11 protein-coding genes are annotated in these 13,476 nt (G+C 59.1%); 5 read left to right on the top strand and 6 right to left on the bottom strand.

Going from position 1 to position 13,476, the window contains the following annotated elements:
* The first annotated feature begins 178 nt into the window (after positions 1 to 178).
* Genes RHOFW104R8_RS17160 through RHOFW104R8_RS17145 form a run of 4 tightly spaced genes read left to right on the top strand, consistent with a single transcriptional unit; the run spans position 179 to position 3,487 of the window.
* Positions 179 to 1,090: a bifunctional 2-polyprenyl-6-hydroxyphenol methylase/3-demethylubiquinol 3-O-methyltransferase UbiG gene (locus tag RHOFW104R8_RS17160; RefSeq protein ID WP_082823679.1), complete on the top strand. Its 912-nt coding sequence runs from the start codon at positions 179 to 181 to the stop codon at positions 1,088 to 1,090.
* Positions 1,087 to 1,524, top strand: coding sequence for a VOC family protein (locus tag RHOFW104R8_RS17155; protein ID WP_082823678.1), 438 nt, complete (start codon positions 1,087 to 1,089; stop codon positions 1,522 to 1,524). Before RHOFW104R8_RS17160 ends, RHOFW104R8_RS17155 begins: the two co-directional genes overlap by 4 nt.
* Positions 1,521 to 3,254 (top strand): HAD family hydrolase, encoded by a 1,734-nt coding sequence (locus RHOFW104R8_RS17150; protein ID WP_082823677.1) that lies wholly within the window; start codon positions 1,521 to 1,523, stop codon positions 3,252 to 3,254. Before RHOFW104R8_RS17155 ends, RHOFW104R8_RS17150 begins: the two co-directional genes overlap by 4 nt.
* Entirely contained in the window at positions 3,251 to 3,487 is a 237-nt protein-coding gene (locus RHOFW104R8_RS17145) for an acyl carrier protein (protein WP_082823676.1), read from the top strand. Before RHOFW104R8_RS17150 ends, RHOFW104R8_RS17145 begins: the two co-directional genes overlap by 4 nt.
* 77 nt (positions 3,488 to 3,564) lie before the next feature.
* On the opposite strand, the gene RHOFW104R8_RS17140 is transcribed toward RHOFW104R8_RS17145, so the two are convergent.
* The 6 genes from RHOFW104R8_RS17140 to RHOFW104R8_RS16365 all read right to left on the bottom strand — a co-directional run bounded on the left by RHOFW104R8_RS17140 (position 3,565) and on the right by RHOFW104R8_RS16365 (position 11,079).
* Positions 3,565 to 4,437 (bottom strand): lysylphosphatidylglycerol synthase domain-containing protein, encoded by an 873-nt coding sequence (locus RHOFW104R8_RS17140; RefSeq protein ID WP_161487795.1) that lies wholly within the window; start codon positions 4,435 to 4,437, stop codon positions 3,565 to 3,567.
* An 82-nt stretch (positions 4,438 to 4,519) separates the two neighbouring features.
* The gene (locus tag RHOFW104R8_RS16385; protein WP_068095487.1) at positions 4,520 to 5,695 is read right to left on the bottom strand and encodes a DegT/DnrJ/EryC1/StrS aminotransferase family protein; all 1,176 of its coding nucleotides are present in this window, start codon (positions 5,693 to 5,695) and stop codon (positions 4,520 to 4,522) included.
* A 102-nt stretch (positions 5,696 to 5,797) separates the two neighbouring features.
* Positions 5,798 to 7,765, bottom strand: a complete 1,968-nt coding sequence (locus tag RHOFW104R8_RS16380; protein ID WP_235604460.1) for a hypothetical protein — start codon at positions 7,763 to 7,765, stop codon at positions 5,798 to 5,800.
* Positions 7,762 to 9,777 (bottom strand): lipopolysaccharide assembly protein LapB, encoded by a 2,016-nt coding sequence (locus tag RHOFW104R8_RS16375; RefSeq protein ID WP_068095489.1) that lies wholly within the window; start codon positions 9,775 to 9,777, stop codon positions 7,762 to 7,764. Before RHOFW104R8_RS16375 ends, RHOFW104R8_RS16380 begins: the two co-directional genes overlap by 4 nt.
* Positions 9,778 to 9,848: 71 nt before the next feature.
* Positions 9,849 to 10,292, bottom strand: a complete 444-nt coding sequence (locus RHOFW104R8_RS16370; RefSeq protein ID WP_068095491.1) for a pilin — start codon at positions 10,290 to 10,292, stop codon at positions 9,849 to 9,851.
* A gap of 343 nt (positions 10,293 to 10,635) precedes the next feature.
* A complete protein-coding gene (locus RHOFW104R8_RS16365; RefSeq protein ID WP_068095493.1) occupies positions 10,636 to 11,079 on the bottom strand; it encodes a pilin in 444 nt (147 codons plus the stop codon).
* Between the two features lie 202 nt (positions 11,080 to 11,281).
* Here RHOFW104R8_RS16365 and RHOFW104R8_RS16360 point away from each other — a divergent pair, with 202 nt between their 5' ends.
* Positions 11,282 to 13,411, top strand: a complete 2,130-nt coding sequence (locus RHOFW104R8_RS16360) for a S9 family peptidase (RefSeq protein WP_068095495.1) — start codon at positions 11,282 to 11,284, stop codon at positions 13,409 to 13,411.
* Positions 13,412 to 13,476 lie beyond the last annotated feature (65 nt).

Here is a 13,476-nt window from a genome sequence, read left to right as displayed (position 1 = left end):
GAAGCGGGGGGTGGATAGGTGCCGGCGCGGTTGTTCTCGGGGGGACGAAGCTAGGTATGTGTGTAACAGTCGCACCGAACAGCGTTGTCTCCGGCAACGTTCCGGATTTTGCCGTCGTCGTTGGCAATCCCGGTCGGGTCGTTCTAATCAACCAACCAGTCTGAGGTTGCGCAAACGTATGGTCGCCAACACTAATGATCTCGTAGACGAGCTGGTTGTACGAATTGAGGCCTCGAATCCCATGCAGCGAACGATGCTGCAATCCTCACTTGCAGGCCTTCGCACGGATGAGCGCAAGCGATTGCATAGGTACCTGGAGTACTGTGAGGATTCTGGCTTCGATATTGATCAGCTGGCGGAGGCCTATAACACGATTACATTGGATACCTTGCGCGAACAGGTGTATTTCCAGCGCAACGGGAGATATCGTTATTCGCGTTTTGATGAAGTTGCTGGGCATGTATATCACAATCCATTGTATATGCGGAAGTATATGTATGGGCTGGCGATCACCGCCTATTTCTGGGCCAACCACAGAGAGATTTATCGTTATTTCGAGATGGTCATTCCTCGCCGTCAAGGTGGCAGGTATTTGGAGGTTGGCCCAGGGCATGGACTATTTTTCCTGCAGGCGATGGCGTTGTCGCGATACGAGAGTTATGAAGGTATAGATATCAGTGAGACGTCTCTCGAGATGACACGATCACTTCTGTCCAGGCAAGAGCACCGAGATAGCAACCGTTGGGTTCTTCAGTGTGGTGACTTCCTTGCGGCAAACGAGCTTGTGGGGCCGTATGATGCTGTCGTGATAGGGGAGGTTCTTGAGCATGTTGAACGACCAGATCTCTTTTTGATGCGAATCCAAAGCTTGATCCGTCCTGGTGGATTTGTTTTCGTCACCACTGCAGTTAATGCGCCGGCAGTTGACCACATTTATCTTTTTCGTACAGTTGCTGAAGTTGAGCACATGGCGATTACTTGCGGCCTCAATGTGGTCGATAAGCTCGTTACGGGGTATCCAGGTTGCTCGATCCAGGAAACTGAGCAGCGACGGCTGCCCATCAATCTTGCATTGGTTCTTTCAGCATGAGTCTCGGTCGTACATTGCAGCTTCATCATTTTGGTCTAGGTGCAAAAGACGAAGCCGCGACCTGCAAAGTGCTTCGGGCCTTGGGGTATTCCGTGGCTCATCGCGTTCGTGACGAACTGCAAAAAGCTGATCTGATCTGGTGCGTTCGGGCGGGCGAGCCACCAGTCGAGGTCGTCCTGCCAATTGATGATGCCGGTCCGCTTAAGGCGGTACTTGCCCAGCAGGGAACAAGTTTCTATCACCTATGTTTTGAATATGAGGGAAAGTTAGAAGATGCCTTATCTCATCTTCGACGGGAGGGAACCCGCATTGTCACCGTGCGTGAGCCGTTGCCGGCGATATTGTTCGGCGGTCGCTTGGTCAGTTTTCATATTGCGCAGGGCCTTGGCCTGATTGAATTGATTGAAAGTGCGGAGGCCTCGAACACTCTATGACAAATGAGTCCGATGCAAGGAATTTCAGTGACGTTCGTCTTGCGTCCTTTCAGATAATTCGCAATTTCACTATCGAAGCCATCGCGCCGTTCCTGACTCGCGCGCTCGTTGCTTCCGGACTTTCCGCAAATCTGCGCTTTGGTGGTTTCGCGACTGCCCATCAAGAAATCGCTCAAGGCGACATGCCGGGTACGGATGGCGCAATGCGTATTACAGTGCTGGCGCTTGGTCTTGAGGAGTCTGCTCCGAATTTCGGGCACATGAACTGGCCGGTGACCGAAGCTTGTGAACATATCTTGACGCTTGTGCGCATGGCTGCCGCTACCTGGGGCTCACCCTTGTGCATCAATACTGTGCTGGCTCCGCTGTTTCAGCCATGGGGCTTGGCGCATGGCAGTGAGTTCATGGAAGCCGAGAACGCCATTGCCGCATTGAATTCCGAGTTGCGAGCAATTGCAACCGCAGCATCGGGGCGCATCATACTGTGTGATTGGGAGCGCTATGCACGCTTACTAGGCGAGCAGGGCACGTATGACTACCGTTTCTGGTACAGCAGTCGTGCTCCCTTTGCGGCATCGTTTCTAAAACTTTATGCAGAAGACATCGCAAGGACAGCACGTGTGCTTAGTGGGCGGATACGCAAATGCCTAGTCCTGGACTGCGATAACACCTTGTGGGGTGGCATCGTCGGCGAAGATGGACTCGGTGGAATTCGACTTTCCACTGATACCGTTCCTGGGCGGTACTTTCATGAATTTCAGCGCTCAGTGCTCGATCTTGCGGAGCGAGGCGTTATCTTGGCCCTAAGCAGCAAGAACAACGAAGCAGATGTGATGGAGGTTCTAAATAGCCACCCGGACTGTCTGATCCGGCGTGATCATTTAGCGAGCTGGAGGATCAGTTGGGCTCCTAAGCATGAATCGCTGGTGGAGCTTGCCGACGAACTGGGCATCAATCTCGACAGTATGGTATTTGTCGATGACAATCCGGCTGAGTGCGAATTGGTGCGGCAAGCGCTGCCGCAGGTGGCTGTGATTCAAGTACCCGACCGTCTTGAGCAACTGCCGAGTTTGTTGTTCCGTAATGATTTGTTTGGAACTTTGACCATCACGGAAACGGATCGCAGGCGTGCCGAGAGCTATCGAGTTCAAAGGGAACGTCGTGATTTGCAGCGAACAGTAAAAAATCCCAAGGACTACCTCGCGTCGCTCGGAACCCGGGTTGTCTTGCGACTGGCCGGCGAGCGTGATGTGGCGCGTGTGGTTCAACTCCTTCAGCGGACCAACCAGTTCAATTTGACGACGCGCCGGCACGACGAGTCGATCGTACGTGAATTACTTACGTCGCCAAGCGCGCTGCTGCTTGTCTGCGACGTTTCCGATCGGTTTGGCTCAATGGGACTCACCGGCGTTTTGCTGGCGCTCCGTAAAGGAAACGTTGCCGAGATTGACTCGCTACTGTTGAGTTGCAGAGTGCTTGGCCGTGAGGTCGAGTTCGCATTTGTAGCCGCGGCTGCTGATTGGCTGCGGAGGGAGTGGAAAACGGAGACTATAGATGCGAAATTTATACCATCCGCAAAAAACATGCAGTGTGCCGATTTCTGGGAGCGCTGTGGCTTCGCGCGCAACAGTTCGCTTGCCGATGGAGTAATCAAATTTCGTGCAGTCGACGTCACCGAGGTGATAAGTTTCAATAATCGACAATTCATTACTATCGAGGTAGAAGCATGATAAATAAATTATCCACGGTCATAGCAGAGATACTGGAGGTCCCTTCAGCTGCGATAACTGTCCAAACGAGTGCGGCTACTGAGGAACACTGGGACTCGTTACGTCATATGCAGATCATATTTGCAATCGAGGATGCCTTTGGTGTTCATTTCCGCGATGAAGAAATTCCATTATTGACCAGCGTCCAAGCAATTTCCGACGCGCTGGTGAGTTATGGAGCCGATCCAGTCTAGGTGCCTAGGAAATACCTGGACAATTCCGTCAGCAAGATCGGGAGGAATGTGATCAAGCAGTAGTAGAGTTCTTTTCTCTAGAGGCGGCGTGGGTTCACCATGGCACGGATCACCAGCGCAAGTCCGAAACTCAACAGATCCACGGCCAATTGCCAGACTCGCACCAAAAGCATCACTGTGATTACAGCTCCGCGCGCGAGGCTATTCGGGAGAATGGCCCACAGCGCGAGTGTGGATGCTTCCCGAACGCCGATACCGGCTGGCACTGGGATGGCAATCAAGCCTGCTGTCCAACCTAGGCAGAGAAGCGCCAGCATGGCGGGAACGGCACTCAAAGTGGCTTGGCCGGATGCCAGTATGACCGCACTGGATGTTGCTGCACATAGCGTCAGCATGGCGATTGCGAATGCGACAGCGGAAGGCCAGGTAGGTGGGGCGGCTGATTTTTCCGGGACCGAAATTCGCAAGCAAGGGAGTCGTTGCGCAATCATGTTAAGTACGATCGTTATCGTCTGCTGTCGGAGTGTGATGGCAAGGAGCAAACAAGTCACGCAAACCACTAGGCCGGAGCCGATGAGTGGTAAAGAAGGAATGCACGCCACTCCAATGCCGGTTAACAGCAGCGTGTTGATGACGGTTAATTCGAGATTTACAAGCAGTACCGCATGTAGCGACCTAGGAGCGGGTATTGCAGCTGCCTGCGATACCGCTGCCCAAATCCCGCCAGGGAGATATTTGCCTACCAATGAGAGCAAGTAAGCTTCAATGTGGGCGACCGCTGTGCCGGGTGTGCCGTGTTTACGGAGCAAGACTGAGAAGACGATGCCTTGAAGAACATTCAGGGCTACGCCGAGCAGGACGGCAGTTACTGACCAGCCTGGTTTAATCGTTGAAACGAGACGGGTAACGTCTGCACGTGCGGTCCATGCGAGCCACAGGACGACACTCAAGCCAGTTACGAGCAACGTGGTGTGTAAGATTTTTCGTATATGAACCCTACTCATTGATATCAAGACGTCCGTCGATTGTTGCTTACGCACAAACAAGTTGCCGAGTTGCTTCCACAACTCGCTCCACGTCCGCGTCGGTGAGCTTTGGTGACAGCGGCAGGCTGACCGTCTGGCGGCCAACGCACATGGCGTTAGGCCATTGTTCCGGCTTCCAACCGTAACGCTGTTGGTAGTACGGGTGTTCGGGCACCGACAGGTAATGCACGCCGGTGCCGATCCTTCGACTGTTCATCGCATCGAGAAAGGCGTCACGCGAAATACCACAGCGCGCCTTGTCGATCATGATCGTAAATAGGTGATAGGCGTGTTTTGTATCGGGTGCTGGTACGGTCGGCAGACCTATCGGCAGATCAGCGAACGCCTCCATGTAGCGATTCCAGATAGCCTCGCGCCTTGTCCAGGTTTGTCCGACGCGCGCAAGTTGATGGATGCCGATCGCGGCCTGCAAATCCATCATGTTATATTTGAAGCCTGCCTCGATCACCTGATAATGTTTGTAGCCTTGGTCACCGAAGCGATGCCAAGCGTCCTTGCTCATGCCGTGCAGTGCTAGCATTTTGGCGCGTGCGATGCTCAGTTCGTCGCGGCCGACGATCATGCCGCCTTCGCCAGTAACCACATTCTTGGTTGCGTAGAAGCTGAAGCAGCCGAAATCGCCGAAGGTGCCGGCTTTGCGGCCACGGTAGGTTGTCTCGATCGCGTGCGCGCAATCCTCAATCACGACTAGGCCATGCTTCCTTGCAATCGCCATGATCGAGTCCATCTCGCATGGACGTCCAGCGAAATGCACCGGCAGGATTGCACGCGTGCGTGGCGTGATTGCCGCTTCGATGGCCGCAGGATCAATGTTCTGGCTCAGCGGATCGATATCGGCCAGCACAGGATTGAGGCCGGCGTGGATGATCGCGTTGACGCTTGCACAGAAAGTCATCGGCGTGGTGATGACTTCCGCACATGGCTCCAGTTGCGCCGCAACCATGCTGACATGTAGTGCGGCCGTACATGAGTTCACCGCGGCAACTTGCATGGGAGCCAACGTCTGATACACGGCGAAGTCGCGCTCGAATTGCGCGACACGCGGCCCCGTGCCGAGCCATGCCGATTGCATACAAGCCACGACTTCGTCGATCTCGGCCTGCTCGATCAATGGCGAGCCGAAGATCAGGAAAGGCTCTTCATGCATGTCTTGCGAACTCATTCTTAGGTTCCGTCATGGCAGTGCTGATCAAACCACATGATCCACGAATCATGTCACATGCACAAAGAGCTTGAGGCACGTTTGTGTGTGTAGGGGGAGCATTTATGGTTGGGAAAACAACGTTTTCAGTTCGGCAATACTGCCATTCAGCCGTCCAGCTGTATTCAGCGCTTCAAGCTTTTGCAGTGCCTTCCGTGCATCGTCCTTGCGCCCAAGTGCTGCGAACATGCGAATCAGCGTGACCTGGTAACCGGGTTCGTCTGGACTGGTTTCGATGGCTTCTTCGATCATACGTTCTCCGAGGACGTGATCTTCCAGTATGTTCCACGCATAGTCCCCGTAGGTGGCGAGTAAACGGGCGCTAGGATTGGGGTGCGCGAGCGCAGTCATGAATGCCTCAGTCATGCGATTTTTCGGCAGATCGCAACGGCGTTCGTGGGCGCATTGGGTCAATGCGCCAAGCGAGCTTTCGTCTTGCACACCAGGCTTACGCGCTTTCAACTTGGCGATCATGCTGTCCCACCACGCATCCTTGATCGGCATGTGCATGCGTGAGTTGATGAAAATCAGCGCCTGCTCGGGAAGGATCGATGCATTTGGCAGCGCGGCCGCCTTTTCCAAGGGAGCGTAGGCCAGCTTCGTGAATGGCGAAGCGGGATCGTAGTGCGAGTAGATGATGTAGGTGCGACCTAGTTCGTATTGGGCGCGAGGCGACATCGGGGCGCGTGCGGCGAGATCCTCGGCCAGGCTCAGTGGGTTGCCCCAAGCGTAGGCAGTAAGTGCCGTCAGGAGACTCCAGCAAAGCATCAGTCCGGCCAGCAGCACATGCCGGGGCAGCGGCAGCCTGGAATTGCGCGACACGGCGAGCAGCGGCACGATCGCCAGCAGCAGACCGAAGCTGGCGAAGTAGTTGCGGTGCTCGTAGATCAGCTCCAGTGGCAGGATGGTGCCGGTGAGCAACTGGCAGCCGAGGAACAGGCTGATACCGAGAGCGGCCAGCGGCGCGCGTCGACGCAACCACAACATCAGTGCGACCAGGGCGACAAGAAGAACGATGCTGGCCAGCGTGCTCCAGGGGGCCAGCAGCCCGGTCGAGATGCGGAAGTCGTCGTGATAGAACGACAGCGCACTCGGCGTGGGTAGCAGGGTCCACGCGATGTAGTCAACGACGATGCGTGCCTCGCTGAGCAGGCGGGTACCCATGGTGAAGTCACGGGCAGCCCAGGTTTCCGGCTTCAGCAGGCCCGGCAGCAGCCAGGCCAGTCCCGCAACCATGGGCAGGGCGAGTATCAGCACAAACAGGCCGATCACACGTGGATCGCGGCGAGGCAAATGTCCCGGCTCAGGCCTTGCTGAGGAAGCGGGCGTTTCCAGCAGCTTGCCGAAATGGAACAGCATCCATTCGATCAGCAAAGCATACAGGGGGAGCATCACCGCGGTTTCCTTGGCCAGTAGGCCGAGGGTGGTCGGTACGGTGACGCTGATGGCGCAAAGGATGAATCCACCCCAGTTTGATCCCGCCCGGCCAACCGGGCCAAGCATGCGGCGGCGACCCGCCACGTAGCCGAGCAGCCCCAGTAGCACGAACAGGTTGGCCATGCTCTCCATGCGTTGCACCACGTACAGCACGGCGGTGAGGTTGATCGGCAGCAGCATCCAGCCGGTGGCGATCAGCACGGCAACGAGGGAGGCGCGCGGATGCCGGCGGGCTGGATCGGATCGCAGCAGCGCCAGCGAGAGCAGACACACCAGCCAGCCGTTCAGCAGATGAAGCAGCAGGTTGGTTAGCTTCATCCAGTAGGGATCAAGCCCGGTTGCCAGATAGTTGATGGCGAAGCTCAACGAAGCCAACGGGCGCTTGAAGTCGCTCGCCGGCGAGGAAAGCGCGGCGCCGACTAATGACGGGAGGCTGGCATCGTGTGGCTGCACACCCTTGTTGTCGACGATGTTGGGGTAGTCGTCAAACAGGAAGCCGCCGGAGAGCCCCGGCCAGTAGACGGCCAAGGTGATGGCGAAGGCGGCAAGTAGCGCCAGGAGACGCCATGGTGAGCGGCGAAGAAAGTCTGTCAAGCTGGGGTACCCGGTTGGAGGGAATGACTGGAAGTATTCCCGGAGTCCGCCTCAGCGTCGAGGGTGAGCTGGTGCCGCAAGTGATCCAGTTCATGCGGCCAGTAGTGTTGTCGTTGGAGCACCCATTCATGCAGCCATGGCATTCCGAAGCCAGGTTTCATGGCATTCCCGCTGACGGCTTCGTAATGGTCGAGCAGGCGCAGGCCGTGTGATGGGTAGCCGGTCCGGCCCAGGGTCGCGGCAGCTTCGAGGGCCATGCCGGGCCGTACCTGCAGGTCGAGTGCACGGTTGAAATCGGCCAGAGCCGCATCCGGCTGGCCCTGTGCGAGCGCGATCTTGCCGCGCAGGTAGGTCAGATCTTGTTGCGGCCCGGCGGCAGACAGTTTCGGATTCTCAAGCCCGGTGTCGATCAGCTTCTGCAGGCCTTGTGCGGTCAACCCCGGGCACCCGCCCAACATCACCACAGGCAGCGTGCGCTCGAACCAGTTGGCGAAGAGGGTGCCGGTATTCGGCGTGCCCTGCATGGCAAGCTGTGCTGCAGCGAGATCGGCGGCCGTGATGCCACCGGTCATACAGCGCGCGCCGATCAGGTTGAAGGCGAGTTGCACCTGACTTGGCTGGTTTGCGAGCAGCTTTTCCAGGCGCCCAATGGCCGCTTGCGGTTGCCCGGCCTGCATCTCGATCTGTGCGGCATTGGTCTGAGCGCGTGCGGAGTCAGGATTGATCCTGGCCCACAGCAAGGCTTGGCTGTGCACGTTGCCCCACAGCTCGGCGCGGGCATGGGTCATCCAGGCCAGACCCAACGGCAGCACCAGCATCAGGGCGTACTTCAGCAAACGCAGCTTGCGAGTGTCGGCCAGCCACAGGCCGAGCGGCCAGAACATCAGCATGGCGGGCAGGTAGTTTCGATGCTCGAAGTAAAGCTCCAGCGCAATCGAGGTGGATTCCAGCAACTGGCCGGCGAAGTAGAACAGTACGGCCAAGGCGAGCGCGGGGTGTCGTCGACGCTGCCACCAGGCAATCCCGATCAGGCCAAGCACGATCAGCATGGCGGGTAGGGTGGTGGCGGGTTGCAGCCACGAGGTCGAGGCGACGTACTGGTCGTTGAACAGTCCGCTGGAGAACGGGCGCGGCAGCCACAGCAACTGCAGGTAGTCCAGCAGCACGCGCGGCTCGGTGAGCATGCGCTGGCCGACGCTCCACGGACGGAATCCGACCGGGCCACTGGCAAGCACGCCATGGAGGCCGACCCAGAATAGGTAGCCGAGGATAGCGGCCGAGGGAATGATGCCGAAGGCGAACAGTGTCAGACGATGCGCTTGGCGTGCGCTGTCTTGATGCATGGCGTGTCGTGGTACGAGCACGATCGCTTCGATCAGCAAGGCCAGCATCGGCAACAAGGCGCCGTTGGCCTTGGCCAGTACCCCCAGTACGGTGAAGCCCCCCAGGCTCAGTACGCTCCAGGTCAGTCCCGCCGCGATTCTGCCTTCGGTCAAACGTTGGCGGCCGTGTAACCAGAGCAGCAGGCCGGTCATGGTACACGTGGCAGAGAGCATGGCCTCGCGCTGCACGATGTACAGCGTGGTGGAGACCAGTAGAGGGTGCAGCAGCCAGAGGGTCATTCCCAGCAGGGCGGCAGTCCGGCCTCGCTGATCGTCATGGCCCAGCAGGCTACCCAGCCGGGCCAGCAAGGCGTAAAGCAGGATCCCGTTGAGCAGATGCAGTATCAGGTTGGTGCGCTTGAACGGTAACGGGTCAGCAGGCCAGTCGTGGGCGTCGAGCAGGAACGTCAGCAGCGTCAGTGGGCGTCCCGTGGGGTCGGCAACACCCGAGGTGATGTAACGCCAGAATGCCGGCCAGTTGTCGATGGGGCCGTTGGCGCCGAGCACGGGTAGATTCGCGAAATCGTCGAACAGGAAGCCGCCATGCAAACCAGGGCGGTAGCTCACGCATGCCAGTAAGCAGAGCAGGGGCAGTGCGATCCAGTAGATGGCTGAAAAGTTCGATCGCATTCGGGCTTCCGTGAAAAGAAGAAGGGCCGCGCAGGGCGGCCCTTCCAAACGTACCTGAATCAGATCGTGACTTAGCGGCAAGAAGACGGCAGGTACTTGGTGGCAACCGTCGACTTGGTGCAGCTCCACGCGATCGAGCCGCTGTGGGTGACGGCAGACAGCACAAACGTCTTGGTGTCGATGGCGTTATTCGCCGATTGCGGCGCGGCTTTGCTGAACGTGGCCACGATTTGGCCGGCATTAGCGGAGATATCAACCGACTTCACATACTTGCCAGCGATGGATCCAGCCGTGGCGAGGCCAGCCGAGGCGTTGTTGCCGGGGAAGGTGCCTTTGTTGGAGTAGAACTCGGAGATCGCCGTCTTCGCGCCGTCGGTCAGTACCGCGCCTTCGGACACTTGCGTGCGGATCAGATAGTCCTGGTAGGCCGGGATGGCGATCGCGGCGAGGATGGCGATGATCGCGACCACGATCATCAGTTCGATCAGGGTGAAGCCCTTCTGCATCTTCTTCATGGTGGTTCCTCTGTTTTGGTTAGCTAACCGTGTGATGCCCCCTGAGCCCCAGTCCCTTTATCCCCCTAGGCGGGAACGGACCCCATTCGCATGGTCGGAACGACCAGGAAGCTCGCGGCAAAGTCAAGCAGCATATATGCCACGTTTGCCGCCGGTGTATTCACTCACAACCGTAGACGATGGGATTGTGCCCAGCGTCACGGAAGCCTGCAAGCCGTGCCGTTGGCGCCTCGGGAAATCGGGAATTGTGACCTGTGTGCCGTGTTGACCAAGGGCGTCACGCACGGACTAAAAGTGACGCTGTTGGGCAGTTTTTGTAGAGCTTAGGTATTTTTGTCAGCGTTTACTGACGACAAGCAATTGGCAAGTACTTCGGATCCACGGTGCTGGCCGTACACGTCCAGGTGATGCTGCCGGCATGGGTAACTGGCGACAGCAGCAAGTAGATACCATTCCCACTGATGTGGGTGTTGGCCTTGGGCCCCTGATAGAGCACCTTCACGGCGCCGCCCGTAACATCCACGCTGGAAACATAACTGCCTGTGATGGACGTGTTATTGGCCATGCCGGCCGACTGGTTGTTTGGTGGGAAGCGCCCGGTGTTGGACACGAAATCCCACACCGCAGCCTTGGCACCGCTGCCCAGACTCATGCCTTCGGTGACCTGGCCGCGGATGAGGTAGTCCTGATACGCCGGAATGGCGATAGCGGCGAGGATCGCGATGATCGCTACGACGATCATCAGCTCGATCAAGGTGAAACCGGCGGAAATGCGCTGGCGCAACATGGTGGACTCCCCTTTGGATACGCCAGCAGCAGCACGTTTTGTACCAAATATGAAGACGGAATGTGCGTCGCATCACAACGGTGTGCTCGGCCGTGTGAGCCTCGCCTGTGGTCTACGCTTAAGGGAGCTCCGTCACGGTTTGCTTGCGTCCCGGCAGGCCTGCGCTCTACCGTCACCGCTTTGACCACCCAAGGACCCCCCCATGAAACCTCTGATTGCCGCGCTGCTGCTCGCGCTGGTGGCGGCGCCCGCGATGGCGGGCGACGTCGTGGATACCAGCTTCGTCAAGGCCGAGGGCGCGCATGCGTTCAATGTGCGCGACCTGGTGATGATGGATCGGGTCAGCGATCCGCAGCTGTCGCCGGACGGGCGTTACGCGGCGTTCGGCGTGCGCAGTACCGACTACGATGCGAACAAGGGCGTCAGCGCGGTCTATGTGCTGGACCTGGCCAAGGACGGGCAGCCGGTGAAGGTGGTCGACAAGGGCAGTTCGGCGCGCTGGTCGGCGGATGGCCGCAGCCTGTATTTCGTGGCGCCGGCCAAGGGCGTGGCGCAGTTGTGGCGGGTGGATCTGGGCGGCGAGGGTGGCCTGAACCTGGCCGAGCATGCTCCCGCCGTGCAGGTCAGCCACGGGGTGCTGGACGTTGGCGGCTACAAGCTGTCGCCGGATGGCAAGCAGGTGTTGCTGTCGTACGAGGTGTATGCCGATTGCACCACGCTGGCGTGCACCCAGCAGCGCATCGATGCACGCGCGAAGGACAAGGCCAGCGGCACGCTCTACGACAAGCTGTTCGTGCGGCATTGGGACACCTGGGCCGACGGCCGGCGCAACCAGCTGTTCGTGGCCCGCTTCGACGGCAAGGGCCAGCTGGCGGGCGAGCCGAAGCGGCTGAGCCGCGGCATCGACGGCGATGTGCCGAGCAAGCCGTTCGGTGACGAGAGCGAGTTCGGCTTCGCGCCGGATGGCAAGACCGTGTACTTCAACGCGCGCATCGCCGGCACCAGCGAGCCGTGGTCGACCAATTTCGACGTGTACAGCGTGCCGGCGGACGGCTTGGCCGCACCAAAGAACCTCACCGCCGAGAACAAGGCGTGGGATGCGTACCCGGTGGCCTCGCCGGACGGCAAGACGCTGTACTACCTGGCGATGAAGACGCCGGGCTTCGAGGCGGACCGTTTCGCGATCATGGCGCTGGACCTGGCCAGCGGCGCGAAGCGCGAGGTTGATCCGAAGTGGGATCGCTCGCCCGGCGGCCTCACGATTTCCGCCGACGGCAAGACGCTGTACGCCACTGCCGACGACAACGGCCAGCATCCGCTGTTCGCGATCGACGCGGCCAGCGGCAAGGTCAGCCAACTGGTGGGCGAAGGCACGGTGAGCGGCTTCTCGCTGGCCGCGGGCAAGCTGCTGCTGATCCGCGACGACCTGAAGCGGCCGGCCGACGTCTATCTTGCCGCCGCCGACGGCAGCAGCCTGAAGCAGGTTACCCACTTCAATGCGGCGGACCTCAAGAACGCGAAGGTGGGCGACGCCGAGTTCTTCACCTTCAAGGGCTGGAACAACGAGACCGTGCAGGGCTACGTGGTGAAGCCGGTCGACTACCAGCCGGGCAAGACCTACCCGGTCGCCTTCATCATCCACGGCGGCCCGCAGGGCGCGATGGAGAACGGCTGGAGCTACCGCTGGAATCCGCAGACCTACGCCGGCCAGGGCTTCGCGGTGGTGACGGTGAACTTCCACGGTTCCACCGGCTACGGCCAGGCGTTCACCGACTCGATCTCCGGCGACTGGGGCGGCAAGCCGCTGGAAGATCTGAAGCTGGGCTGGAAAGCCGCGCTGGACAAGTACCGCTTCCTCGACGGCGACCGTGCCTGCGCGCTCGGCGCCAGCTACGGCGGCTACATGGTGTACTGGATCGCCGGCGTGTGGAACCAGCCGTGGAAGTGCCTGGTCGACCACGACGGCGTGTTCGACGCACGTGCGATGTACTACGACACCGAGGAACTGTGGTTCGAGGAACGCGAGAACGGCGGCACCCAGTACGAACACCCGGAGAACTACGAGAAGTTCAACCCGCTCAACCACGTCAAGGACTGGCGCGTGCCGATGCTGGTGATCCATTCGGCCAAGGACTTCCGCATCCCCGACACCCAGGGCCTGGGCGCGTTCACCGCGCTGCAGCGCCGCGGCATCCCCAGCCAGCTGCTGCATTTCCCCGACGAGAACCACTGGGTGCTGAAGCCGCACAACAGCGTGCAGTGGCACGACTCGGTGAACGCCTGGCTGAAGCAGTGGACCGCCAAGGACGCCCCGAAAGCCGCCTCGCGTTGAGCCGGTTCGCATGATGAAAACGGCGGCCTCCGGGCCGCCGTTTTCTTTCTCCTCCCCTGCAAGGT

It is taken from the genome of Rhodanobacter sp. FW104-R8 (assembly GCF_001617365.1).
In the GTDB taxonomy this organism is placed as follows: Bacteria; Pseudomonadota; Gammaproteobacteria; order Xanthomonadales; family Rhodanobacteraceae; genus Rhodanobacter.
The sequence above is the reverse complement of the archived record's forward strand: the minus strand, read 5'-3'. Positions and strand labels throughout refer to the sequence as shown.

Bases quoted from the DNA above. Each gene is read 5' to 3' on its own strand.
- RHOFW104R8_RS17160 (WP_082823679.1), top strand. From the start codon at position 179: ATGGTCGCCAACACTAATGATCTCGTAGACGAGCTGGTTGTACGAATT.
- RHOFW104R8_RS17155 (WP_082823678.1), top strand. From the start codon at position 1,087: ATGAGTCTCGGTCGTACATTGCAGCTTCATCATTTTGGTCTAGGTGCA.
- RHOFW104R8_RS17150 (WP_082823677.1), top strand. From the start codon at position 1,521: ATGACAAATGAGTCCGATGCAAGGAATTTCAGTGACGTTCGTCTTGCG.
- RHOFW104R8_RS17145 (WP_082823676.1), top strand. From the start codon at position 3,251: ATGATAAATAAATTATCCACGGTCATAGCAGAGATACTGGAGGTCCCT.
- RHOFW104R8_RS16385 (WP_068095487.1), bottom strand. From the start codon at position 5,695: ATGAGTTCGCAAGACATGCATGAAGAGCCTTTCCTGATCTTCGGCTCG.
- RHOFW104R8_RS16375 (WP_068095489.1), bottom strand. From the start codon at position 9,777: ATGCGATCGAACTTTTCAGCCATCTACTGGATCGCACTGCCCCTGCTC.
- RHOFW104R8_RS16370 (WP_068095491.1), bottom strand. From the start codon at position 10,292: ATGAAGAAGATGCAGAAGGGCTTCACCCTGATCGAACTGATGATCGTG.
- RHOFW104R8_RS16365 (WP_068095493.1), bottom strand. From the start codon at position 11,079: ATGTTGCGCCAGCGCATTTCCGCCGGTTTCACCTTGATCGAGCTGATG.
- RHOFW104R8_RS16360 (WP_068095495.1), top strand. From the start codon at position 11,282: ATGAAACCTCTGATTGCCGCGCTGCTGCTCGCGCTGGTGGCGGCGCCC.